The organism is Legionella stuttgartensis (genome assembly GCF_977063405.2).
The window spans coordinates 188,090-211,621 of record NZ_CDRUHA020000104.1 but is presented as its reverse complement, the minus strand read 5'-3'; the positions used below and the strand labels follow the sequence as shown (position 1 = coordinate 211,621).

The window sequence follows — 23,532 nt, the reverse complement described above, 5'->3', positions numbered from 1 at the left end:
AATAATGTTAGAAAATGCCAGTAGTTGGAAAACGGATTTGACAGAAAATCAGATTTATTTAGGATATACCTTTGACGATTTAAAACGACTCGAAAAATATCAGGCCCACTCAGAATTGGAAAAAGGGTTTTATACCGACTATTTTGGCATTAAAACCGATTTATCTTTTTTTTCACTTAATAATACCCACCATGAGCAATCTATTGGTAGGCTCCCTTTCCCTTGCGACACCCTTCATGCTGAGGCCCTTGAATACATTGGCGCCGTTAAGGCCATAGAGGCTGCTAAAAATCGATTCGTAGGCATTGAATTGGGTGCAGGTTATGGGCCGTGGCTGGTGTTTGCTGCAAAAATTGCGCAACAAAATGGAATAAATGACATTACTCTTGTCGGAGTTGAGGCCGATATAGAACGGCTTGCCTTGATGAGAGCCCATTTTATTAAAAATGGTCTGCCTATTTCGGAACCTGATAATATTAAAACCGAAAACCAGATCAATACGCGTTGCATTTATGGTGGAATTAGTGAGAGCAAAGAGCCTTTATTTTATGGCGCGAGTGGAATTGCTGATTGGGGCGGGGCCGTCTCGAATGATTCATCTGCAATGGATTATCGTGGACAAGAGCTCTCCAAGAGTCAGATCCCATCCTATACGATCGAAGACATTTTAGATGATTTTAACTATGTTGATTATGTCCATATGGATATTCAAGGTAGTGAATTTAAATCACTAAGACATTCAATTGGATCAATTAATAAAAAAGTTCGTTTTATGCTTATAGCAACCCATAGTCGAAAAATCGAAGGTGAAGTATTGGAACTGTTCATCCAAAATAAATGGACTTTACTTCATGAAAAACCCTGTAAATTTGATTTCAATCCAAAACTTTCTAATCTAACGGGCATGACAACCTTGGATGGGATTCAGGTCTGGTTCAACGAAAATTTATATGAAGATATGACGGTATATTAAATTAAGTGGACCAATCTGTACTCGAGTTTCTAATTTTATTTTAAATTAAAAATCCATTTGGATTGTATTGAAGGAGTTGTTTTATGCGTATTGTCTTGGATCTGCAAGGAGCACAAGCACCCAATACTCGTTTTCGTGGCATTGGCCGTTATGTACTTTCCCTCGCCTTAGCGATTGTCAAAAATCGCGGAGAACACGAAATTTTTATTGCGCTCAATGGACAATTTCCAGGTAGTATTGAACCGATACGCGCTGTATTTGATGGAATATTGCCGCAGGAGCATATTCGTGTGTGGTACAGTACAACTGAAAATGATGAAACAGCCGAACTGATACAAGAGGCATTCATTGCTCAACTAAAACCTGATGTAGTCCTGATAGGTAGTTTTTTTGAAGGAACAAATGGAGGCGGGGTTGTCACGAGTATCGGCCGACTCAGCAAAATAATACCTGTAGCTGTTGTGATGCACGACTTAATTCCTCTTGTTTATGCTGAGCATTACCTACACGATTCAAAAACAAAAAAATGGTACTTTAAAAAACTCGACTCTTTGGGGCAAGCGGATTTACTGTTATCTAACTCCGAGCACTCCAGACAGGAGGCGTTAAAATATTTAAATTTTTCAGAAGACAAAGTTGTTAATATTTCTTCAGCTGTGGATAATTATTTTAAACCCATAAAAGTAAATAATGCAGAGAGTTTGAAAAAACGATATGGATTAACCCGTCCATTTGTTTTATATACAGGCGGAATTGATTTTCGCAAAAACATTGACGGATTAATTCGCGCTTATGCGAAATTACCATTCGATGTTCGTGATCAGCATCAATTAATGATTGTGTGCTCTATAACACGTACAGAAAAGAAAAATCTTCTTTCATTGTCGGCCTCGCATGGTTTAGCTACTGACGAATTAATACTCCCCGGATTTATACCCAACGATGATCTGCTGAGCTTGTATAATTTATGCAAAATTTTTGTTTTTCCTTCATTGCATGAGGGATTTGGCTTACCTGTTCTTGAGGCAATGTCTTGCGGTCAAGCGGTAATTGGCTCTAATACAAGCAGTATCCCGGAAGTGATTGGAAGAGAAGATAATCTTTTTGATCCTCGCGACGATGAATCAATTGCCAACATGCTATTAAAGGTCTTGGATAATGATGACTTCCGATGTGAGTTGCGACATGCAGCACTTGAGCAAGCTAAATTATTTTCCTGGGATATTAGTGCCCGCAGAGCAATTAAAGCACTGGAATCCTTAGATGTTGAACAAAAAAAACAACAAAGTCTCTCATTGAATTCACACCAACGACCGAAGTTAGCCTATGTTTCCCCCCTTCCTCCAGAACGTAGTGGAATAAGCTATTACAGTGCGGAGCTTTTACCCTTCTTGAGTCGATTTTATGACATTGAGGTTGTTGTCGCTCAAAATGAAGTGAGTGATCCTTGGATTTCCGCCAATCATCGTATTCGATCAGCAAGTTGGTTCCAGGAGCATGGCCTTGGTTATTACGATCGGGTTATTTATCATTTTGGTAACTCGATGTTTCATCGACATATGTTTGAGTTGATTCAAGAAATACCGGGTATTATTGTGTTGCATGATTTTTTCCTTTCAGGTGTCGTTGATTATATTGCTTATCATGGTAAAGCTAAGAATTTTTTAAATTTAGAATTATATTATTCCCACGGCTATAAAGGGTGTCTGGATAGAGTAAATGATCATGATGCTGCGATCTCTAAATATCCTTGTAATCTTCGAATCCTACAACAGGCAACAGGCATTATTGTTCATTCAGAATATTCTCGTTATTTAGCGAACCATTTTTATGGTACCAATACCGCAAGGGATTGGGCGGTTATTCCTCATTTAAGAAAACCTGTCGAACTCATTGATAAAATGGCAGCGCGCGAACAATTAGGTCTTAACCCTGATGCATTTATAGTCTGTAGTTTTGGCATTTTAGGCCCTAATAAAGTAAACCATAGGTTATTAGAGGCTTGGTTGGATTCCAAACTCGCGCACAGTAAACAATGCAAACTTATCTTTGTAGGAATAAACAATTCTAAAAGTTCTTATGGGAAACAATTATTAGCCACCATTAATGCTGGTGTGGGAACCAATGTAACTATTACTGGATGGTGCGATGAGCCAACGTACCAGTTGTATCTAGCAGCTGCTGATCTAGCGGTTCAACTTCGGAGCAACTCGCGGGGAGAAACATCTGGAACAGTGTTAGATTGTATGAATTACGGTGTTCCTACTATTATCAATGCGCATGGAAGTCTCTGCGAATTACCTGATAACTGTGTGTGGAAGGTACCAGAAGATTTTACTGATCACCAATTGAAGGAATCCCTAGAACTTCTTTGGAACGATAAAAATCGTCGATTAGCACTAGGCGATTTAGCACAAAAACATATAAGAGTTCAGCATGCACCTTATGATTGTGCACGGAACTATTATCATTCTATCGAAAAAATGTATGACCTCGCTTCAGCTGATATGTTTTCTTTAGGTAGGTCAATAGCGCAACTTACATCTTATTCTCCAGATACGCGCGATTTAATGCAATTAGCCAGAGATGTAGCTCAGTCCATTCCTAAATCAATTCCTACCCGACAATTTTTGATTGATGTGTCATTGCTCATTGTTAAAGATGTGAAATCAGGGATTCAAAGAGTGACACGAAGTATTGTAAAAAGTTTATTGGAGTCCCCTCCATCCGGTTATAGAGTAGAGCCTGTTTATGCTTCTGAGAGTCACACATATCGCTATGCTCGCAATTTCACGCTTAATTTATTATCGTGTTCTGCTGATGGTTTTGACGACACTCCCATTGATACCAACGCAGGAGATATTTTTTTAGGTTTGGATTTAAGTCCCAATATTGTTCCTAAACATAAGGACTATTTGCTGAATCTTCATCGTAAGGGCGTTTCTATTAATTTTGTTATTTATGATTTACTACCCATATTAATGCCTGAAATGTTCAATCCCAAAACGGAAAAAATGCACCACAACTGGATGAATACGGTTGCAATGTTTGATGGTGCATTATGCATCTCTAAAGCAGTGGCTGACACGGTGTGTGACTACTTAAAGAGTTTTAAATTTGAAAATTCTCGCCCCTTCAAGATAGGCTATTTTCACCTTGGCGCCGATATTGAAAACTCGTTGCCAACCCATGGGATAAATAGTAATGAGGAGCAAATTCTTCAACAATTGAAACACGATCCTACTTTTATTATGGTTGGAACGGTTGAGCCACGAAAAGGGCACACACAAGTGCTCAATGCATTTGAATTATTATGGTCGCAAGGACATCGAGTTAATTTAGTGATTATAGGAAAGCAAGGGTGGAATGTAGAAAAACTAGTCCAAAAATTGCGAAAACACCCGGAATTATTTAAAAATTTATTCTGGCTAGAACAGGTGAGTGATGAGTATTTAGAAAAGATATACGCCTCTTCATCTTGTATGTTGGCTGCGAGCGAAGGGGAGGGATTTGGTTTACCTTTAATTGAGGCAGCGAAATATAAACTTCCAATTATAGCACGTGATCTAGAGGTTTTTCGTGAGGTCGCTGGCAATTATGCTACCTATTTTAACTCTAATGATCCTTCTGCTTTGGCAGAGGCTATTCTTTCTTGGTTGGATGATTTTAAAGAAAAGACGCATATTTTATCGGAAGACATGCCTTGGCTTACCTGGGAACAAAGTACGCAGCAACTCTTGGAGGTATTGTTTAATGAGCGGTGGTATACCCAATTAAGCTCAGATCATTGTGAATTTGATTGGAATCAATGTTTAGTGATGAATGAAAACGCATTAGAAGAGGAGGGGCAATGCAACTAACTAAATCTCCTAAAATCGCATTGATCACAGGGATAACCGGCCAAGATGGTGCTTATTTGGCTGAGTTATTATTAGAAAAAAAATACGTGGTCTATGGTGCTTATCGCCGGGCTAGTGCAACTAATTTTTGGCGAATTCAAGAATTAGGTATCGATAAGCATCCTAATTTACATTTGGTTGAATTTGATTTAACTGATTTAAGTTCCATTGTTGGTTTACTTAGGAAAAGCCAAGCGACCGAAGTGTATAACTTAGCGGCACAGAGTTTCGTCACTTCTTCTTTTGACCAACCCATTATGACCTCTTCAATTACTGCGCTTGGGGCTTTAAATATTTTAGAAGCAATTCGTATGGTGAATCCGATGATTCGTTTTTACCAAGCAAGTACTTCGGAGATGTTTGGGAAAGCGCAAACTGTGCCGCAAACTGAATTAACACCATTCTATCCTCGTAGTCCTTATGGGGTTGCCAAATTATATGCTCATTGGATGACTGTTAATTATCGTGAAAGTTACAATCTGTTTGCATGTAGCGGCATCTTGTTTAATCACGAATCGCCTCTGCGAGGCAGTGAATTTATTACTAGAAAAATAACCAACGGTATTGCAAAAATCAGACTGGGAATGCTCGATGTCTTAGAAATAGGAAACTTGGATGCAAAACGAGATTGGGGGTTTGCTAGAGAGTATGTAGAAGGGATGTGGCGTATGCTGCAAGCAGAGGAACCTGATACCTATGTATTGGCAACTCAACGAACTGAAAGTGTTCGATATTTTGTAAACTTAGCGGCACAAGCAGCAGATTTTGATCTTGCTTGGGAAGGAAGTGGTGCTCATGAAATAGCTGTTGATCAACGAACTGGGAAAACTATAGTGAAAGTTAATCCTCAATTCTATCGTCCAGCAGAAGTCGATTTGCTAATTGGTGATGCCTCCAAAGCCAAAAAATGCTTGGGGTGGGAGCCTAAAATAACTTTAGAACATTTATGTCAAATGATGTTCGAAGCGGATCTTGAGCGAAATAAGCGTGGGGTAGCCTTATAATGAAGAAGGTTATTATTACCGGCGCCTCAGGGTTTACCGGTTATTATCTGTCGCAGGAGCTGGTTCGTTCTGGAATGAACGTAATCGGTCTTTGCCAGCGTCTACCGCTTCACCCTATTCCGGATGTGCGTTATTTTCCATGTGATCTTTTAAATAAAGATGAGCTGAGCAAGATCATTAAAGAAATAGAACCTACCGTGGTTGTTCATTTGGCAGCGATTTCTTTTATAGGCCAGAATAATGCGGAAACAATGTATCGGACGAATATCATCGGTACCCGAAATTTATTAGAGGCCTTAGCTCGATTATCCAAACGTCCGGAACACATTTTTTTAGCCAGTAGTGGAAATATTTATGGTAATACAGATCGCGAATTCATTGATGAAACAGCACCCGCCGCACCGGTCAATGATTATTCAGTGAGTAAATTATCTATGGAGCACATGGCAAGACTCTGGATGAGCGAGCTTCCTATTACCATTGTACGTCCATTTAATTATACGGGAGTGGAACAATCATCTTTATTTTTGGTGCCAAAAATAGTAACTCATTTTTCCCAGCGTGCTGATTCTTTGGAGTTAGGTAATTTAGATATTGTACGCGATTTTTCTGACGTCCGTGATGTTGCACACGCCTATCGACGCCTAATTGAAGTAGGTGGGGTTGCAAATGAAGTTGTGAATATTTGTACGGGCCAAGGATACTCTTTGCAGCAGTTACTTTCTATGCTGAGCAAATTAACAGGTCATACTCCGGAAATTCGTGTTAATTCCGCGTTTGTTCGCAGCCAGGAAGTAAAGCACTTAGTTGGATGTAAACAAAAACTTGAGCAAATTATCGGTCCCTTTTCGCGTTTTACTTTAGAAGAGACCTTAAACTGGATGCTGGAAGCTTAATGTTTAAAGGTAGCAACTCATCCCCACTGCCTACATGCCGCGACGCGTTCGCGGCATCCAGATGCTTTTAATCAAAGGTAAATATCTTCAAATAGATCACGCCATTCTGGATTTAGGTTCTCAATCAAATTCAATTTCCACTGTCTGCGCCAATTTTTGAAACGTTTTTCTCGTCGAGCAGCTTCCACATAGGTTTCATGAGTCTCATAATAAACCAGCATATGAACATTGTACCTAGCAGTAAATCCAGGAGTTAAGTTATTTTTATGCTCCCAGACTCTCTTAATTAAATCTGATGTTGAACCAGCGTATAATGTACCATTTCGCTTGCTTGCCATAATATAGGCATAAAATGACCTCATCTTGCTTCCTTGTTTTTGATTAGAGTATTGGACTCAATGCGATAATATCACTTAAATTACTCTGATTACACGGAGAGCCAAATATAGGAACAGGCATTGAGGCTTAGGCTCATAATTTCTCTTTTTCAATAAGACCTTAATCTTTTACACATCGATGAAAAAACAGTCCTTCTATATTCCTATGTCCCGCGGCTTGTTCCTAAGCGTTCCGGACGAAATTTAAACCCCTACGTACCCCGCTTTATGCGCGATATCAGAACAATCTATCCTAATCAGAACTTTTTGTGCCTCAACAAACATCCTCTGGATACCGCGCATAAAGCGCGGCACGCAGGCCTCGATTGAGATGAGAAGTCAACACATCTACTTTTAATGCTTAATTTACGCACACTATGAAGGTATAATCACTTCTCTATTTGAAGCATTTTAAAGTTGTGGGAATTGTTATGCCTTTTTTGTCACGAGAACAGTTTGTAAATATATGTACAGAAGCTATTTTAAACACTAGAGGAAAAGTAGCGATCGGAAATCAAAAAAGTGGATATGTAAAATATCACTGTGAGATTAAAGAAAATGACTACTTCACTAAAAATGTCCGCACCCCTCTTGTTGCTACCAAAGAAGATGATTATATGTATCGACATGATCTTATTGGACATGTGGGTTTAGGAAATTGTCATGAGCTTGCAGATTATCTTCTGGTAGAGATTGGTAAAGAAATTATGCGTCAAGGGGCGGTTGCAAGAATTCGCATCCTTAACTCGCTCAAATATGATCATGTTTATTTAGAAATATTAATTCAGTTAAGAGGAGAAAGAAATTACTCTATCTGGGAGGTTGATGCTTGGGACCCACGGATCATTGATATCAGTACTCGACCTGATGGTTCAATTAAAAATTACGAGTCGCTTACATACGGATACTCAGCCGACGCTCATAATTCGGTATATACCGATCAGATTAATTACAATCGCAGATACACCTTTTTTAATGCAATACCAAAGCCATTAGCTGGCGGGCCTCCCGCTGGAAGTGCGACACCGGAGCGAGACATGTTGGAGAAGCACCCTACAATGTATGACGATTACACTTTAGAAGAGTCTATGGACGCTGGGATGTTTGATGCTGCTGGAGACATTCATTATTTACAAAAAGCTTCTAACTGGCAGTATTAATATAAGGAGCGTTAAAAATCCTTTTGTCACGGAGAGATGTCAAACTCTGGTTGCACGCTTAGCCAGGAGGAGTGCTGAAACTCAAGTTTGCTTTTAAGATTCAGTATCAAAAATAGGCTACCAGTTAAACTGCAGTTCGTTATCTTCATCACGCCGTCGCTCTTGAACTTCATTTTTTTTGATTTTAGTTTCAATGATGTGAATATCTTTAGCGGGTATTAAAACACCCGCTTGCTTTTTGAGTTTGTTGAAATTTTCTTGTAGGATCTGTTGGTGATTACTTAATGTATCATACTCCTGCGTCCTATCTTGCTCCATAAGTTTTCTTGTTAAAAAATCAGATTCTTTTTTAAGTTCTTGCTGGATTGCTTTAAGGCCCTTAACTTCAGCTATTAAAGTATTACGATGGTGATAATCAGTCCATGTACTTTTTGCCTCATCGATTAATTTTTTATTTACAAATAATAAGAAAAAACGTTTAAAAATACCGGGTTGTTCATCTGCAAAAATACGGACCCAAAACCCTGGTGTCTCCCGAGACAGACGGTTTATTTCTGTTTCTTTATCAGTAATCTTTTTTTCATGGTCTTTGTGCTGTTTTTCTAAAAGCTGAACCTTTGAATGGTCGCCCATCAGGTTTTTTTGGTGCTCATGAATCTGCTTAAGCTCTGACTGAATTTTGAGGAATCCTTTTTCAAATTTAAGAATGATCTCAATTAAATTATCGTCTGTTAGCGTATCTAAAATAGACTCATAGTAATTATGCTCGGCGACCATTTGAGCGGTTCTTAATTGATCAAAAGCTTCATAGCAGAGGAGGCTAACATATTCTTCCTCTAATTCTAGAATTTTTTCAACAGCATATATAATTTCTCTGCCAGCCCTTTGGTTTCCCATTGTAAGTCGATAAAGTGCCGCGCCCATTTTTATCTCAGACATTATTTCTTTATTAGTATAATTTTAATACAAAAAAATTAATGATTTATTAAATAGGCTTGGAATAATACTTGTTCTCGATCACAGAATAATTGAGCGACTCAGCCCTCAATTGAGAGCAGGGATTTATAAGGTTAAATTTACCCATTAATTATATTTTAAATTTGGATGCTATTGCTTTCTTGTTCTTTCAAAATATATAGTGGTGCTGGGGTTGGTTACAAGTCCATGGTAAACATCATCTCGTCAGGCTCCTCAGGTTTAACTTGAGCTGTTTTTTGTTTTTTATTTGCTGTCATTTTAGGAATTAAAGCACTAGCATTTTCTTCTAATTTTTCGATACTGGTTCGTAACACACTATGATACAGATCTAATTCCCCAACTTTCTTGGTTCGAGTTGTAACTTTTTCCTCACTGGCGCCGACTTCTTTTTCTAGTTGTTTCTTGGTTAAATCGAGGTCGTCATTATTTTTGATTAAATCAATGCGGTTTTGATAATCAGCACGTTTTCTCTTGGCTGCATCAATTGACTCTTGGGATACGAACAATAAGAGGAATCTTGTAATCAAACCAGGTTGTTCATCTGCAATTGTATTTTCCCAGATTCCGGGTTTCTCTGGTGATAGATTTTTTATTTTATATTGATTTGAAAGAATTTCCCTAGAGGTTTTTTCGAGCTGATATGCTTTTCTATCTCCCTCACGGATAGCTTCTTGTAGCATCTCTCTTTCTTTATTAAGCTTATTAGAAATTTTAGGTAACATTTCTTTAAATGTCTTAATGATACCCATTAATTCATCATCTTCAAGATGTTCTAAAATAGAACCTTTTTTCCTAAAGGCCTCACCTCGAGCACCTTTTAATTGTTGAAAAACTTGCTTAAGGATATCATCTATATCTTCATTCTCTAATTCCTCCAATGCTAAGATCGATGAAATTTGCCTTTCAATTTCTTTACCAGCTTCTCGATTTTTCGTAGCAAGTTTACTAAGTAAAACACCCATGTTGTTCACATCAATTATATATACTAATAGTATTATTTTAGCTCAAAAAGATTATAAATTTATTAATTTGAGCTTTAATAATACTTTTTCGCCTTAAGAATGATAAAATGAGTGAGTCAGCTCTCGATTGAGAGCAAGGAATTTATAGCTAGAATTTACCCATTAATTATATTTAAATTTGGATGCTATTGCCCTTTCTTGTTGTTTCAAAATATATTAATAGACTGGGTTCATGAATTAATGGTCACCAATGAAACTTATAATCAATAAAAAAAATAGCGGGGAGTCTGTAACCCTGGAGCTGGAGTCAACAACCGCTGTGAAGGATTTGTTGTTCATTCTTTATAGTCATAGAAGTAAAATTTATGAGCGTTTTTCTTTTCAAGAGTATCAAAAATATATTTCCGTATATCAGTGCCTTTTATATGGGGATCGATTCAAAAATAAATTGTTTCCAGAGACCATTTTGGCAGATTATCAGCTTGAGGACCCCTGTCATTTAAGTTGGGAAGAATTCACCGAGGCCCGTTGTCTTTTATCCCATATAGAGCCTAAAGATAATAGAGTTCTTTTTTGGCAAGGAAGTATAAGGGTTAGTAAATCCGATCTTGAAGAGAAAGCTTTGTCAGCTCAGAGTGAGAGTATTAAGTCCACTATGCTTTGAGATATCGTTCGTAAGTCTATGCGATATCATTTCAATAGAGATGTCTAATCAACACATTAGACATCCTCTCTCGGGTTGAACTCCATGATGAGCACCATGAGGCTCTTCTCTATTCTCAAAGAAGCCTAAACCCTTAGAAGGGGTTGTCACAGGATTAGAATTGCTTATGGTCGGTGTGGGTTCGGCGGCATAACCCAAGGTATGCAATAGATTGAAGGCCGTATTACTCCCAGTTTCTACATTCACTCCTGCATTTGCATTATTGGCTGCAGTAGACATTACTTCCTGGTGTTTAAAACGATATAAATTGGATAACACAATTGCAGACTCAAGTACCATTAATGCAACTCCCACTGCAGGATTAAGTGCAAAACCGATTGCAACAAACAATCCGGCGGCTACTAAAGTTATGAGTGAGTTATAACTCAGGCTTATGGATAAGTTTTGAACAATATTTTGTTTTGTTTTTTCTGCGACATCAAATGCAGTTGCAATGGAAAATAATATTCCTTGTTGAATGACGATACCCGCATGTTGTTGCGTGATGGTATCTCCAATACTTGATTTAACTGCAATTCCAAGATCGGAATAGGCAATTGCGCTCACATCATTGGCTGCATCCCCTACCATAGCAACTTTACAGCCTTTGCGTTTTAGCTTTTCAATATAACTAATTTTGGATATCTCATCTGGGTTCGTGACCGCCCCTACCGTATTGGCACACACATTCTGTTCAGAAATACCCAATAAAGCTGCATATTTTGCCGCAGTGGTTTTATCTGCTCCCGTACAAATATGAACTGTTTTACCAAGGTGCTGTAGTTGTTTTACAGTTGCAATAGCATCTTCGCGCAAGGGGTCAGTTAAAGCGACTTGCCCGATTACAGTGGTGCCACGCACAATATAAACGCTACCATTTTCAGGATTATCATAAGGCGTATCAATGTGAAAAATTCCATTCGCTTGGAGCATGTCTTTGTTGCCAATCATGAATGTCTCACCCTGAATTTCACCTTTTATTCCCGAGTGATGACTTTTATCAATGGAGGTGATTTCTAAAGGTTCTAAACTAAAGATTAGGTTTTCTATATAAGATCCAATAACATGTGCCGTTGGATGATCTGCTTTACTCTCTAATAATGCCACATGGGCCAAGAATTTTTTATCACTAATCCGCAGTTTCTGAACTACAATGTTTCCTTGAGTCAGGGTGCCATTTAAATCAAAAACCACGGTATCAATATCAGCAGCTGCTTGTAATGCTTTACCATTGTTAAAATGAATTCCGTTTTCGGATGCTTTTTTCATCCCAATTTTAACTGCCATAGGCGTAATCAAGCTCAAAGCGCATGGGCATGCACTCACGAGCACTGAGATCACGCACTGAATCGCTAAAGCGGGAGTAAATACCGTGCCTATGATTATGCCGGAGATGAGTGCCACGGTCAGTAAACCAGGAATAAAATATTTCAATAATTTATTTGCAAATTGTTCAATGGGCGCTTTTTCAGCATTAGCTTGCTCAATATTTTTTGCGATTAATGAGAGGTAGGAACTTTGGTACGTTTTAGTAACGCGCATTTCCAATGAGGAAAGATGATCTGCCAAACGCATCCCCGCTTTCACTGGATCACCCGGCTTAAATTCTTGTAGATGCGGTGAACCATCGATGCAGGTGGTATAAAGTAGTGCTTTTGTGGTTAATATTCCATCGACAGGAAGAACCTCTCCGCTTTTAATACGAATGATATCGTTAGGGATTAAATTTTTAACTGAAATATCTTTATTTGGAGTCCCTTTTAATAGGACTGTAGGGAGCAAACAATCTCGTACATCTAGTTTTTTACTAATTTCATCAATTAAAGTATGTTCGATGCCTTCGCCCAAATGCCAAAAACCTAAAACCAATGGTGCTGCTTCAAACATCATGGGTAATCCAGGAATAAATAGGCTGGCGAGCGATACCGCAACGATGGTCAAGGTGCTAATCGCATATAAGGTGGTAGTATCCCATTCCTTTGCAAGCAATGCATACCATGCTGATTTATAAACAGTCCGTCCCAAATATAATGTCATCAAGGCAGTAAGCCCGGTGATGAGGTAATAGGCAAGCATAGGGATATTAAAACTTCCAATAGCAATAACAAGCATCCCTATTCCCCAAAGCAACCCCAAGGCCGCTTTAAACCAATGATTGTCATCACCATCAGAATGGGCATGGCCGTGACCGTGGCCGTGAGAGTGACCATGACCGTGACCGTGAGAATGGCCATGAGAATGGCCATGAGAATGGTCATGAGAATGGTCATGAGAATGGTCATGAGAATGGTCGTGAGAATGGTCGTGAGAATGGTCGTGAGAATGGTCGTGAGAATGGTCGTGAGAATGGTCGTGAGAGTGAAGATGTTTTGTTTTTTTTCTACTCTGTTTAATAGGAGCAGAGTAATTGGGGGGGGATATTGAGGTGTTATCGAAATGCACTATTTCTTCTTCATACTCTATGGTTTCCACTTCCATTTTGTCACTTAAAAAAATTCCTTCCTTTGATAAAAGCTCAGTCGCGATTGTTTGTATCATACTCGAATCTTTAGACTTGCATAGCAAACTGATGCTTTTATCTTGACTGGTTAAATCGACGGCGACTCGTACTAACTTTAAATTTTCGGCTGAATACAAAATCTGTTCGATTTGTGATGGAGTGCTTTCCAGATCAAAAGGTTCGTTACCATAAAGTTTGAATCTATAATTACAATACATTGGTTTCCTCCATTTAAAGGACAACATAAATGTTAAAGAGGAGCACGGCCCACTTCAGTTGTATATCAATTAATTTCAGACCTGTTACTGGTATTTACAGTAATTTTAAAACGGTACGACCAAATTAGTTTTTTCCGTTAAAAACCGATAAAACAGCGTCTGGTATTTGTTACGATGCGTCCTAGCCTTAGAAAGTGTTACATTGTAACATTCTCTTGCCAAAGAACAAGTCATATTAAATAATTTTTAAACCAGAAGCATTTTGCTAATATTCGGCACCTGTAATTGATAATTTTTCTGTAAAACAAGGACTGTGGTATAATAAAGTTAAGTTATTAATTTAAAATATGATTGATGAAATACAGTTTGTTGGACAAGGCTTATAAGCATTGCATGCAGCATGGCTATCGGTTTACAGAACCGAGAGAGCGTGTCCTCAAGATATTGATAGAGGAAAGAAAGCCTCTAGGTGCTTATGAAATCTTGCAACGACTCTCTACACAAATTGAAAATCCCAAGCCGCCTACAGTCTATCGTGCGATTCAGTTCTGGCATCAGGAGGGATTTATTCATTGCATTGATAGTCTTAAATCGTATGTTGCTTGTTTGCATGGACATCATGTGGGCCAAGCCCAATTCCTAATCTGTAACCAATGTGATTTTGTCAAAGAATTAGAATGCATTATTGATTTCACCTGCATTAAAGAATTAGCAAATTCACTTCAATTTTCAATTATTAATTGCACAACAGAAATCAAAGGCTTGTGCGCGCGTTGCAAACTGACCAATCGCGAAAATTAGGAGCGATTTATTGTCAAAAAACAACGCGTACGATGTTATCGGTATGGGTAATTAATAAGCTACATCAATACACGAGTGAAATCGTTCATTGGTGCTTTGGTCTCTTCCCCATTCCGCATAGATGACATGGCGTCCGGTGCGTGCTGGTACATCACAGGTCATATGAAACTTATTATTTTTCTTATCTGCCCAAATGGTACTCTTATCTCGAGGTGGATTTTTATCATCCCAAGTAAGTTCACAAAAGGGTTCTGTTTCAAAATCACTCCATTTTAGGGCTTGATTTTGATTAAAGTGATAATCAGATTTGGTAATCCAGTAACGGAAATGCTCCGTATCACTAAAATGAGGGCCATAAGAAACATCCCAGACGAATTCTTGCTGAGTTGTTGCGAACTTATTGGCTGGCCAATTAATTGTTGCATCCCATGGAGATACTTTTCCTTTAAAGGTCTCACTATCAAAACCGCACACATGCTTTGGGAGATTGCTGTTTTGATAATAACCTCGGGTGTGGCTTAGTACGCTCATAAATTGATAGACATCATGATTGTAACTTCCATCTTGTTTCGTCAAAATGGGACGACACCCTTCATAAGGCAGTTTGTTGCCTGGCTCAATATGATGTGGCTGCGTCACTTTGCCGCAGAAATACTCTCGTGACATAGGTTTTTCTATGAGTCCGTGGCTATGAGCTGGCTGTTGAAATAGCATCAAAAAGCACCCGACTAACAATGTATCTAAGCGAATAAAAAACATACCACCAATCCAATAAGTAAATAAATTGCACCATAATTTACCATATTGATGCGAAATATGCATCTTTATTGTTCATTTTTTAAATTTATTACACTTTGAAGGTGTGTCTTTAAGTTATTTTGCTCGTGGAACTTAAACGTACTAATAAAATTAGTACTATTATTAGAGTAAAATAATAAATAATCGATGGAGCGAAAACATGGCAGATGAGGAAATAACAACAACTTCATGGTTTTCCCGATTAAAAGAAGCATTCCTGGGTATTATTGTCGGTATAGCCTTAATTATTGGGGCTATTGTTCTTGTGTTCTGGAATGAAAAACACAGTTTACATATGGCACAATCTTTGGCACAAACAAAAAAGGTTGTAATTGCTGTACCCAATGCCCCCATAGACAAACAAAATAATCTTAAGGTTGTTTATTTGAGTGGTTTAGCCACGACGAAAGAGCATTTGAAAGACTCTTTACTGGGGATCACCGTAAATGCGATAAATCTTAATCGTAAGGTTGAAATGTATCAGTGGAAACAAAAAACTGAAACGAGAACCGAATCACAACTAGGGGGATCGGAAAAACATATTACCACCTATACCTATGATAAAGTCTGGTCGGAACACTTAATCGACAGCTCTAATTTCAAAACGCCTGCAGGGCATCAGAATCCACAGTCCATGCCCATTCACTCTGAGATACAGTATGCAAAAACCGTAACCCTAGGGGATTTTTTGTTGCCCGATATCTTAATTAAACAGATTGATATTAGCCAGCCAATTAGTTTGGCTCCGGTTAATAAAGAAGACCTAAAGAATCAATTTAATAAGCCCGTGAGTTTGAATAATAATGAATTGTATTTAGGGCAAGATACTCAAAATCCGCAGCTGGGTGATATGCGTCTTACTCTAACGGCTGTTGAACCGCAAACAGTCAGTATTATCGCGCAGCAAACTGGAAATACGCTGCAAGAATATCTTGCACCTGCAGGACAAAGTGTCATTTTATTATCAACCGGCCAGCATTCATCTGATGAAATGATTGAAGAAGCTCAATCAGAGAATAGGTTGCTCACTTGGCTCTTGCGGTTAGTTTCTTTACTTTTATTGATTGGGGGATTCTCTCTCATCATGAAACCCTTAGTTATTTTGGCCGATGTAGTTCCATTTATAGGCTCTATTGTAGGGTTTGGTACGGGGTTTATAGCCTTTTTATTGGGTTTTAGTGTGTGGCTTATTGTTACCGCGATTGCTTGGTTTGCTACGCGACCGTTCATGTCGATTGGTTTATTAATTATTGCGGTTATTGGTAGCTACATCTTGCTCCAGTTAAAAACTAAAAAAGCTAAAGCCTCTCTACCTGAGGCGACTCGCAATTAATACATATTGAATGTAATTGTGAGCTTGAGCGAAGGCTACATCATCACGAACCTTAGGTATTGTCACATTTCGAACAATTTAGGCGTGTCATTCCCACGCTGGTGGAATCTATCTTTCAAAATAATTCCTGACTTTGTTGTGAGATGGATTCTCGCCTGGGCGGGAATGACATGGATTTTGGAGTGTAATCCGGGAGTTTGCAGGAAAGCCCGGGTTCTGCTTCGCTTCACCCGAGCATACTTGAGAGTGTATATCCTTTAATAGGAGGGAGTATAAAACCTATGATTAGAGGATTTTGTGCCACCTGAATGTGTTAATTCACTGATTTGTTGTCGTAACTCGCCAATGGTGTCTTGCTGTTGTTCAATCACGGTTTTTTGTTTTTCTTCTTTTGCTTGCATCCGTTTAAATATAATGTAGAACACATATATGGCCATACGTTCTTTTGCAGTGATATTTTCTAATTTTTTTTGAGTATCTTTATGTTCAGTTGATAGTAAATCCAGCTCTTGTTCTTGCTCCGAGTTTATTTTGTTTAGCGCGGTATTTTTTTCCGATAGCTCGGATACTAAAAGAACATGTTGATGTTCGGTGCATATTTGTTCTGCAATGTCACTAATTCGCGCATTGGAAGTTTGGGTGCTGATGTTAAAGCGTTTTAAAACACTATCGTTTAAAATATCCCCGGAATTACATAGTTCACCGCCAATATAACCGTCGTTTTTTAAACCAGACAATCCTATAGTCCTTTCCTTGGTATCTTCAGGTTGGCTGTAACTCATTCGATACGTTTTGTGCTTTGGAGTCTCCAAAAGGACTTTAAGATCAACAAGTAATTGAAAAATTTGATTTTTGCATTCTTCTAATTTTGCAGGTTCAAGTGAGCTTTTTTTGTTCAGCAGTGTCTCTAGTAAGGTTATTTCATGCAAAATATAATATAAGAAAGGTCTGCGACCACTATCGTTGCATTGTTTAATGAGCTCATTCAAGCGTATGTTAAAATGAACATCTTTATTTTGAATGATTTCTTTAGCGCGAATTAATGATTTTTCTCGGAGTAGCTCCTCATCAGTTTCATTAACTAATTTTTTTACTTTCGGTTGACTGTCGTGATAACGCACTATAACTGCGGTCAGGGAATAGATTAATTCTTCTAGTCTCGTCATGTAAAATTCCTTTTAAAGCTAAATCCATTAGTCTAAATGTGGAACTACATACCAACTTGATATTCCACTATATTGAATGTTTGACTGAAGTGCAAGTATTCAAAATATGAAATCCAGTTCACGATTTCTCTATACTCAGTCCAGACAAGACCAGAAGCGATTGCTCCCTAGAAAGTTCATTTTAATAAATTTTTTAAAATACCTTTTGCTAGGGCACTAATCTGGATATCTTATATTGAGTAATCTGTTGATTGTTATATGCAGAAATAGAAAAGGATAAGCGTATTTAGTTTTTCGCTTTTTTTAAAAGATAACGACAGGGAATAGCATGTTTTATTTAATCAATAAGTTACGCTTTATGTTACTTTTTATGTTGCTCATTGTATTTTGTTTATTTAAAGCGATAGCCACCCAATTTCTTTGGTGGGATCTGCATGAGATTGTTTTTGCCTTACTTATTGGTTCATGTCTTTTAATCATCGGTCATAGAGAAAACTTAGTTATATTGTTGCTCACATCCATTATTTTGCTGCAAATTGTATTATTTGTATTGCAATTTTGTTGCAGTGAACAATTAATCAATGCATTAAGAATCCTTGCCGTTATTGCCTATCTGGTTATCTTGAATTATTTTTGCCTTTATTTCACATTGCAAGATAAAACGATCAGTATTACAACTTTATTTGGATCCATTGCGGGTTATTTATTTATTGGGCTCATTTTTGCTTATGTTTATTTATTTTTGGAATTATTAATCCCAACTTCCTTTTCTGGTTTAACCACAGAACATGAATCGCAAGCAGTATATTTTTCAATGATCACCTTAACGACGGTAGGCTATGGTGATGTTGTTCCACTTAAACCAATCTCACAAACGCTTGCCTGGATTGAGTCTTTAATAGGCCAATTTTATTTAGCCGTTCTCATTGGGCAAATGGTTGGGCGTTATGTTGCAAGGAAATAAAAAAGTGCTTCGTCCCCTGTCACGTTTAGCTTGAGGACAAACAAGCGGGGTCTGGATTAAAGAATGAAAAATGAACTATTTTTTCTGTTTGTAATAAGTTCCATTCGCATAAACATTATGACCAAAACCACAATCTGCATCAGAGCCTTCTTGTTTAACAGATAACATTCCTGGTTTGATGAATGTGATGGTGATGGTACATGAGCCATATTCAGAAGAAGAGTATACAGCAGTATCCCCTTTAATAATGGCGACGCCTGAGAGTTCCCCGGTATTGGCTTGAAGCTCGCCATTAACCATATAGGGGTATGTTAGTTCGAAGGAAATATTAAGTTTTCCCCCGCCCAACGCGCGAACCGTCAGTGTATTGGACATATCATTATGGGGGGTAGGGAATTTCATAATGAACGTACCATCTACTTCTTCTTTAGAGACACTGTCTCTATGGGTTTCGGTAAAACCCAATGTCGAGTAAACAGCGAATAAACTTAATACAATACTTTTTAAAATCCTGTGGTTCATAGTCGTGGTGATCCTGTGTTTATTTTATTTAACTATCATAAAGCTCTTATTTGGATGTTCGCAATTTTTTGCGACATTTCATAAGACTGCGCAAGTAATTAGTCCAATTTATCCAGATAAGTCTCTTTTGTGTATCGAGCAGCAATAATTGCGATAACGACCCAAAAAATAATGTACAACGCTGGAGCAGATTTATTTCCAGTTAACTCAACCAAGGTTAAGGAAATTAAGGGCATGGTTCCACCAAAAACTGCTTGGCCAATATTATATCCAATAGATACACCACTCGCGCGAATCGCTGTGGGGAACATCTCTGCAAGCATAGTCGGTACTGTAGCATTCAATGGGGCAAGTATGATTGCTAACCCTATTTCTCCCATAAGGACATACCACCAGTTACCGCTCAAAAAAAGAATAAAGAGAGGATAAATAAAAATAAAAATGCCAACAGCTCCGCATAAAAAAATGGGTTTCCTACCTACGTAATCTGATAATAAGCCCATCAATGGAATTAATATGGTTAATACCAATAGCGCGATAAAGTTAGTAATCAGAGCATCTTTTAATATAAATCCTTCTGATTTCACTAGAAAACTTGTTATATAAGCAATGAGTAAATAGTTAGTCATTGCTAATATGCTGGTAAAAATAATGGCTAATAATAATTTGCGCTGATGAACAAGTACCACAATCTTTGCAGGAAGCTCGGTAGTATGTTTGGTTTGTAAAAAAGTCTCGGGTTCAACACTGGTAAGACGTAAGTAAATTCCGATTAATCCAAGGAGGGCACCGATTAAGTAAGCCAAACGCCATCCCCAAGAGCGCAAAGTATCCTCGCTCAATAAAACACTGAGTAAAGAAGCTGTAAATGAACCTAAAAAAATACCGAGAAAAGCAGTACTTAATACCAAACTTCCGGCAAAACCACGTCGATGACCTGCCATATGTTCTATGAGAAAAGTGGTGGAGCCTGGAAGTTCGCCTCCAACAGCAACTCCTTGAATTAATCTAAAAAAAACAAACAGTAGTGGAGAAAGGACTCCCAAAGTCTGAAAATCTGGGATTAAAGCGATACAGGCTGTGGAAAAGGTCATAATCGACACGGAGAGAATCAGCGTTTTTCTTCTACCAATATGATCGGCATAATGTCCTAATAAGACCCCTCCCAATGGACGCATAAAAAAACCAACCGAAAATACGCCAAAGGTGAGAAGTAGGGAAACAAAATAGATATCTGATGGAAAGAATATTTGCGCAAATAAGGGAGTAAAATTGGCATAAAGAAGAAAATCAAACCATTCTAAAGTATTTCCATATAAACCGGCAAAGATACTTTTTTTCTTCGTACGATCCATAATTGTATTTTTTATAGTTTCCCTAAGTCCTTTATAAACTATTTTGCTTTATTTTGTCTCTATATTATTTCTTAGTTTGATAATTATTTGAATCGCTCGCCAAGATGCCAACAGATGAACCATTCTCAATTTTATATCAAATGTGGAGTTGACCCGAATCAACCTACAAGAATAGCTGAATTACATGTGTAATTTGAGTTTTTTTAATATTGATTTTATTTGCAAAGGAGCCGGAAGTCCTTCGCTAACAGGATTGGTGCGCGCTTGGTGTTTGAACATCCTTTAATAAGAGTGTTTTAGAGGCGCTTTTTAGTGAACCACGAAACAGTGTAGGGTGTTTCTCTTTTACTTCTTGTTCTAAAAAAATAAACTCTTCTGAGTTAATCCAAAAAGGACTCCATGCCAATCTGCCTTTGTGAGTAATACGGGTTGCTTTTTCGGAGCTCAGATCAAATGTCCATAATGCAAGTGGTGGTTCATTCCAATTGTTCCTATGAATTTCTTCATCCATATCTATATCCATAATCAGCTTTTTTCCATCTGGAGCGACGTGGAGATGCGAAGCGCTACTCATGCTTGCCTGTGGGATAATATCATTAATGCGCCATTTTTTTATTAGCCTTCCTTCAAAGTCCTGCCAATAAATTGAATCAAGGTCATGGCTAAAAAAAGAGGTTCCATTCATAGCCCATGCGGGGCTGTATTCATTTTGAGTATTCTCTATTAGGCGATAACCACTGCCATCAGCATTAATTAATGCTAAGTGCCAATCGCTGTTTATAAAAGTATTAAACAGTAGTTTTTGGCCATCAGGCGACCACACGGGATTAAAGTTGTTTGAAGAAGGGATATTCTTCAATACGGTAACTAGCCCTGTTTCAAGGGCCATAATTGCCAGGTAACGGTTTGCGGATTGGTCGCGATTGACAACATTATAGGCAATGTATTTCCCATCCGGTGAAATTTCAGGGATATACCCCTCAGTAATTTTTTTTGCGTTACTACCATCCATGTTCGCAGTCCAAATGGACCCATAGCGTTCAAAAGCAATCATTGAGTGCGCTTGGGCAAAAACGCAATGCATTAAGAAAAGCAAGAACAATAAAATTCTCATAGGAAGTAAATCTCCCCTAAAAATAAAAGCAATTACAAATAAAGAAGTGTTATTTTGACCTGACTCGCAATGGAGATCAAATTTTGTCCTAATACCATGCTCGATCGCTTGCACCGTATTCTTCACCGATACCATTATTTTGTGAGTTAGAGTTCGCACAGGAACTTAGTAAGAATAGTGTCATACAGAGATAAACAATCAGGATAATTAGTTTAAATAATTTATTCGCAATCATGTGCTTTTCCTTGTCCATAAATATTGAAAAATTAATCAATAGAGCCGTCTCTATTGTAATCTTGGGGTAATCAAAAGACGAGTGGGAATCACTCAGTCCTGGATAACCCAAAAAATCCCGCATAAGCAATCACGTATTCCTTTATTTCGCATACCTATTCTTTGGGTAAAAATGGTGGGAAAAGTCAAATTGTCTAATTGTACTATAATTTGATCAAGTAATTGCCAATATAAGTCATGCTATGAAAATTAAACTACGAATCGATAGTGATTCTGCTCGAAGACGTTCCAAACTTGAACCCCCTTATGATGCTGGCGATTGTGGTTACTATGCCTTATGCGTTGGTTTATTACATCTTGGAATGCAAGCTAAAACAAATATAGAATTGGCAGCATTGATAAATCAAAGTGCAGTTCTCAAAACAATTTTTACTAATATGCCCCAGGTAAATAAAGTAATGGGTTCTGACAACGTAAGTACTCTTGAAAATGTGCTCGAAAAACTGGGTGAACCAGGTTGGGATAGCCTTACTTTGAAAGAGGTCTTGACTGAATTTAGTAATGGTGTGCGCCGTGCACTTGTTGAGTCTGATTGGGGAACCGAATATTTTAAAACCATGCTTAAAGAGGGAGCATGGGTAATTGATAATCAAAAATGGATGGATCTGCCGCCATTTAGACGTTTAAATGTAAAAATTTTAGATAGAATGGCAGAACTTGCAAATGGCAAGAATGTGAGCCCAGAGCAAGCAGGTGAACTAAGATTCCAGGCCACACTTGAAATTTTTAAAGGATTAAGTGATTCGGTATTGGAGGATATGGCGAAAGCCGTGGTTCAAAAATATTATGGTCCTGGTTCTGAGAAAGCCTGGTTAGATGCGGAATTTTTAAAATATTTTTCGGAACAAATGTTTCCGATGGCTGAGAATTTATTCTTTGATCCTAGTAAAATTGAAATCACGAGTACTGGGCCTTCAAGCACGCATTGGTACATCGATGTTCCTAAAGATACGACTACTGATTCTCTATTGAAACTCGTAAATTCAGGTTCGAGCAAATATCTTATCGAACTTGAAGTATATCGTGTCAAAGAAAAAGGACTAAACGATTTATCTGCTTTAAAGCATGAGCACTATGATTTACTTAAAGTACAAAAAAAATTAATTGCTAAATTTAAAGAAACTGCTTCAGGTCTTTATGCTAAGCATCTTGATTCATCTTTTTCAGAAGACGTACTGTTCGGACTTTCAGCTTTAAGTCTCTTTGATAAAGAACCGCCAAGCCAAGAAACCATAGATGAAGTGTTAATGCCTATTATTTCCATTGATGATAAGAGTTTTCCAGAGTTCACTGAGCTGAGTATGACTCGAAAGTCAATTGTCGATATAAATGAAAAAATCAATAAAGTTGAAAAAGAGCTTGAATTAAAAAAACAAAAGGCGTCCGTATCCTCACTGATTCATTCTGATTTGTCTTTTAAGGGCGCTAAAAAATCAACAGTTGGTGGCAAAATGGAGAAAATTGAGGAGCATGGAACGTCGATAAAAAGTGATAAAGGTTTTCCGACATAATGTT

The 23,532-nt window shown here is 37.9% G+C and carries 20 protein-coding genes; 10 read left to right on the top strand and 10 right to left on the bottom strand.

What is annotated here, in order from left to right; translation table 11 throughout:
- Positions 1 to 4 precede the first annotated feature (4 nt).
- The 4 genes from ACWTEW_RS33205 to ACWTEW_RS33190 all read left to right on the top strand — a co-directional run bounded on the left by ACWTEW_RS33205 (position 5) and on the right by ACWTEW_RS33190 (position 6,772).
- A complete protein-coding gene (locus tag ACWTEW_RS33205; RefSeq protein WP_454782247.1) occupies positions 5 to 973 on the top strand; it encodes an FkbM family methyltransferase in 969 nt (322 codons plus the stop codon).
- An 83-nt stretch (positions 974 to 1,056) separates the two neighbouring features.
- On the top strand, positions 1,057 to 4,833 hold the full coding sequence (locus tag ACWTEW_RS33200; RefSeq protein ID WP_454782246.1) for a glycosyltransferase: 3,777 nt from the start codon (positions 1,057 to 1,059) through the stop codon (positions 4,831 to 4,833).
- Entirely contained in the window at positions 4,824 to 5,876 is a 1,053-nt protein-coding gene (gmd, locus tag ACWTEW_RS33195) for a GDP-mannose 4,6-dehydratase (RefSeq protein WP_454782245.1), read from the top strand. The genes ACWTEW_RS33200 and gmd overlap by 10 nt, the downstream gene beginning before the upstream one ends.
- Positions 5,876 to 6,772, top strand: a complete 897-nt coding sequence (locus tag ACWTEW_RS33190; RefSeq protein ID WP_454782244.1) for a GDP-mannose 4,6-dehydratase — start codon at positions 5,876 to 5,878, stop codon at positions 6,770 to 6,772. Before gmd ends, ACWTEW_RS33190 begins: the two co-directional genes overlap by 1 nt.
- Positions 6,773 to 6,843: 71 nt before the next feature.
- On the opposite strand, the gene ACWTEW_RS33185 is transcribed toward ACWTEW_RS33190, so the two are convergent.
- Complete coding sequence (locus ACWTEW_RS33185; protein WP_454782243.1) at positions 6,844 to 7,134, bottom strand: GIY-YIG nuclease family protein; 291 nt, start codon at positions 7,132 to 7,134, stop codon at positions 6,844 to 6,846.
- A gap of 446 nt (positions 7,135 to 7,580) precedes the next feature.
- Here ACWTEW_RS33185 and ACWTEW_RS33180 point away from each other — a divergent pair, with 446 nt between their 5' ends.
- Complete coding sequence (locus ACWTEW_RS33180; protein ID WP_454782242.1) at positions 7,581 to 8,309, top strand: hypothetical protein; 729 nt, start codon at positions 7,581 to 7,583, stop codon at positions 8,307 to 8,309.
- A gap of 117 nt (positions 8,310 to 8,426) precedes the next feature.
- Here the strand turns inward: ACWTEW_RS33180 and ACWTEW_RS33175 are convergent, their stop codons facing one another.
- Both ACWTEW_RS33175 and ACWTEW_RS33170 read right to left on the bottom strand, forming a co-directional pair.
- Positions 8,427 to 9,248 carry a hypothetical protein gene (locus tag ACWTEW_RS33175; protein ID WP_454782241.1) on the bottom strand — a complete coding sequence of 274 codons (822 nt, stop codon included), beginning with the start codon at positions 9,246 to 9,248 and terminating at the stop codon, positions 8,427 to 8,429.
- Positions 9,249 to 9,463: 215 nt separating this feature from the next.
- Positions 9,464 to 10,249: a hypothetical protein gene (locus ACWTEW_RS33170; RefSeq protein WP_454782240.1), complete on the bottom strand. Its 786-nt coding sequence runs from the start codon at positions 10,247 to 10,249 to the stop codon at positions 9,464 to 9,466.
- A 250-nt stretch (positions 10,250 to 10,499) separates the two neighbouring features.
- On the opposite strand from ACWTEW_RS33170, the gene ACWTEW_RS33165 reads away from it, so the two are divergent.
- The gene (locus ACWTEW_RS33165) at positions 10,500 to 10,913 is read left to right on the top strand and encodes a hypothetical protein (RefSeq protein WP_454782239.1); all 414 of its coding nucleotides are present in this window, start codon (positions 10,500 to 10,502) and stop codon (positions 10,911 to 10,913) included.
- Positions 10,914 to 10,961: 48 nt separating this feature from the next.
- Here the strand turns inward: ACWTEW_RS33165 and ACWTEW_RS33160 are convergent, their stop codons facing one another.
- On the bottom strand, positions 10,962 to 13,670 hold the full coding sequence (locus ACWTEW_RS33160) for a heavy metal translocating P-type ATPase (RefSeq protein ID WP_454782238.1): 2,709 nt from the start codon (positions 13,668 to 13,670) through the stop codon (positions 10,962 to 10,964).
- A gap of 354 nt (positions 13,671 to 14,024) precedes the next feature.
- Between ACWTEW_RS33160 and ACWTEW_RS33155 the strand changes: the two genes are divergently transcribed.
- Positions 14,025 to 14,471: a Fur family transcriptional regulator gene (locus tag ACWTEW_RS33155; RefSeq protein ID WP_454782237.1), complete on the top strand. Its 447-nt coding sequence runs from the start codon at positions 14,025 to 14,027 to the stop codon at positions 14,469 to 14,471.
- 51 nt (positions 14,472 to 14,522) lie between these two features.
- Here ACWTEW_RS33155 and ACWTEW_RS33150 read toward each other — a convergent pair whose 3' ends face one another.
- Complete coding sequence (locus ACWTEW_RS33150) at positions 14,523 to 15,293, bottom strand: lytic polysaccharide monooxygenase (protein WP_454782236.1); 771 nt, start codon at positions 15,291 to 15,293, stop codon at positions 14,523 to 14,525.
- Between the two features lie 136 nt (positions 15,294 to 15,429).
- Between ACWTEW_RS33150 and ACWTEW_RS33145 the strand changes: the two genes are divergently transcribed.
- Positions 15,430 to 16,602, top strand: coding sequence for a TMEM43 family protein (locus ACWTEW_RS33145; RefSeq protein WP_454782235.1), 1,173 nt, complete (start codon positions 15,430 to 15,432; stop codon positions 16,600 to 16,602).
- A gap of 257 nt (positions 16,603 to 16,859) precedes the next feature.
- Here ACWTEW_RS33145 and ACWTEW_RS33140 read toward each other — a convergent pair whose 3' ends face one another.
- Entirely contained in the window at positions 16,860 to 17,768 is a 909-nt protein-coding gene (locus tag ACWTEW_RS33140) for a hypothetical protein (RefSeq protein ID WP_454782234.1), read from the bottom strand.
- 328 nt (positions 17,769 to 18,096) lie between these two features.
- Between ACWTEW_RS33140 and ACWTEW_RS33135 the strand changes: the two genes are divergently transcribed.
- Entirely contained in the window at positions 18,097 to 18,732 is a 636-nt protein-coding gene (locus ACWTEW_RS33135; RefSeq protein WP_454782233.1) for an ion channel, read from the top strand.
- Positions 18,733 to 18,807: 75 nt separating this feature from the next.
- Here the strand turns inward: ACWTEW_RS33135 and ACWTEW_RS33130 are convergent, their stop codons facing one another.
- The 4 genes from ACWTEW_RS33130 to ACWTEW_RS33115 all read right to left on the bottom strand — a co-directional run bounded on the left by ACWTEW_RS33130 (position 18,808) and on the right by ACWTEW_RS33115 (position 21,958).
- A complete protein-coding gene (locus ACWTEW_RS33130) occupies positions 18,808 to 19,254 on the bottom strand; it encodes a hypothetical protein (protein ID WP_454782232.1) in 447 nt (148 codons plus the stop codon).
- A gap of 98 nt (positions 19,255 to 19,352) precedes the next feature.
- Complete coding sequence (locus ACWTEW_RS33125; RefSeq protein ID WP_454782231.1) at positions 19,353 to 20,609, bottom strand: MFS transporter; 1,257 nt, start codon at positions 20,607 to 20,609, stop codon at positions 19,353 to 19,355.
- Positions 20,610 to 20,853: 244 nt separating this feature from the next.
- Positions 20,854 to 21,723, bottom strand: a complete 870-nt coding sequence (locus ACWTEW_RS33120; RefSeq protein ID WP_454782230.1) for a TolB family protein — start codon at positions 21,721 to 21,723, stop codon at positions 20,854 to 20,856.
- 88 nt (positions 21,724 to 21,811) lie between these two features.
- Positions 21,812 to 21,958, bottom strand: coding sequence for a hypothetical protein (locus ACWTEW_RS33115; protein ID WP_483099569.1), 147 nt, complete (start codon positions 21,956 to 21,958; stop codon positions 21,812 to 21,814).
- Positions 21,959 to 22,199: 241 nt separating this feature from the next.
- On the opposite strand from ACWTEW_RS33115, the gene ACWTEW_RS33110 reads away from it, so the two are divergent.
- Positions 22,200 to 23,528 (top strand): hypothetical protein, encoded by a 1,329-nt coding sequence (locus ACWTEW_RS33110; protein ID WP_454782229.1) that lies wholly within the window; start codon positions 22,200 to 22,202, stop codon positions 23,526 to 23,528.
- Positions 23,529 to 23,532 lie beyond the last annotated feature (4 nt).

Coding starts and splice junctions, on each gene's coding strand:
- ACWTEW_RS33115 (WP_483099569.1), bottom strand. CDS start 21,958: ATGATTGCGAATAAATTATTTAAACTAATTATCCTGATTGTTTATCTC.
- ACWTEW_RS33185 (WP_454782243.1), bottom strand. CDS start 7,134: ATGAGGTCATTTTATGCCTATATTATGGCAAGCAAGCGAAATGGTACA.
- ACWTEW_RS33200 (WP_454782246.1), top strand. CDS start 1,057: ATGCGTATTGTCTTGGATCTGCAAGGAGCACAAGCACCCAATACTCGT.
- ACWTEW_RS33125 (WP_454782231.1), bottom strand. CDS start 20,609: ATGGATCGTACGAAGAAAAAAAGTATCTTTGCCGGTTTATATGGAAAT.
- ACWTEW_RS33130 (WP_454782232.1), bottom strand. CDS start 19,254: ATGAACCACAGGATTTTAAAAAGTATTGTATTAAGTTTATTCGCTGTT.
- ACWTEW_RS33180 (WP_454782242.1), top strand. CDS start 7,581: ATGCCTTTTTTGTCACGAGAACAGTTTGTAAATATATGTACAGAAGCT.
- ACWTEW_RS33120 (WP_454782230.1), bottom strand. CDS start 21,723: ATGAGAATTTTATTGTTCTTGCTTTTCTTAATGCATTGCGTTTTTGCC.
- ACWTEW_RS33140 (WP_454782234.1), bottom strand. CDS start 17,768: ATGACGAGACTAGAAGAATTAATCTATTCCCTGACCGCAGTTATAGTG.
- ACWTEW_RS33160 (WP_454782238.1), bottom strand. CDS start 13,670: ATGTATTGTAATTATAGATTCAAACTTTATGGTAACGAACCTTTTGAT.
- ACWTEW_RS33175 (WP_454782241.1), bottom strand. CDS start 9,248: ATGTCTGAGATAAAAATGGGCGCGGCACTTTATCGACTTACAATGGGA.
- ACWTEW_RS33110 (WP_454782229.1), top strand. CDS start 22,200: ATGAAAATTAAACTACGAATCGATAGTGATTCTGCTCGAAGACGTTCC.
- gmd (WP_454782245.1), top strand. CDS start 4,824: ATGCAACTAACTAAATCTCCTAAAATCGCATTGATCACAGGGATAACC.
- ACWTEW_RS33205 (WP_454782247.1), top strand. CDS start 5: ATGTTAGAAAATGCCAGTAGTTGGAAAACGGATTTGACAGAAAATCAG.
- ACWTEW_RS33190 (WP_454782244.1), top strand. CDS start 5,876: ATGAAGAAGGTTATTATTACCGGCGCCTCAGGGTTTACCGGTTATTAT.
- ACWTEW_RS33165 (WP_454782239.1), top strand. CDS start 10,500: ATGAAACTTATAATCAATAAAAAAAATAGCGGGGAGTCTGTAACCCTG.
- ACWTEW_RS33150 (WP_454782236.1), bottom strand. CDS start 15,293: ATGCATATTTCGCATCAATATGGTAAATTATGGTGCAATTTATTTACT.
- ACWTEW_RS33155 (WP_454782237.1), top strand. CDS start 14,025: ATGAAATACAGTTTGTTGGACAAGGCTTATAAGCATTGCATGCAGCAT.
- ACWTEW_RS33170 (WP_454782240.1), bottom strand. CDS start 10,249: ATGGGTGTTTTACTTAGTAAACTTGCTACGAAAAATCGAGAAGCTGGT.
- ACWTEW_RS33135 (WP_454782233.1), top strand. CDS start 18,097: ATGTTTTATTTAATCAATAAGTTACGCTTTATGTTACTTTTTATGTTG.
- ACWTEW_RS33145 (WP_454782235.1), top strand. CDS start 15,430: ATGGCAGATGAGGAAATAACAACAACTTCATGGTTTTCCCGATTAAAA.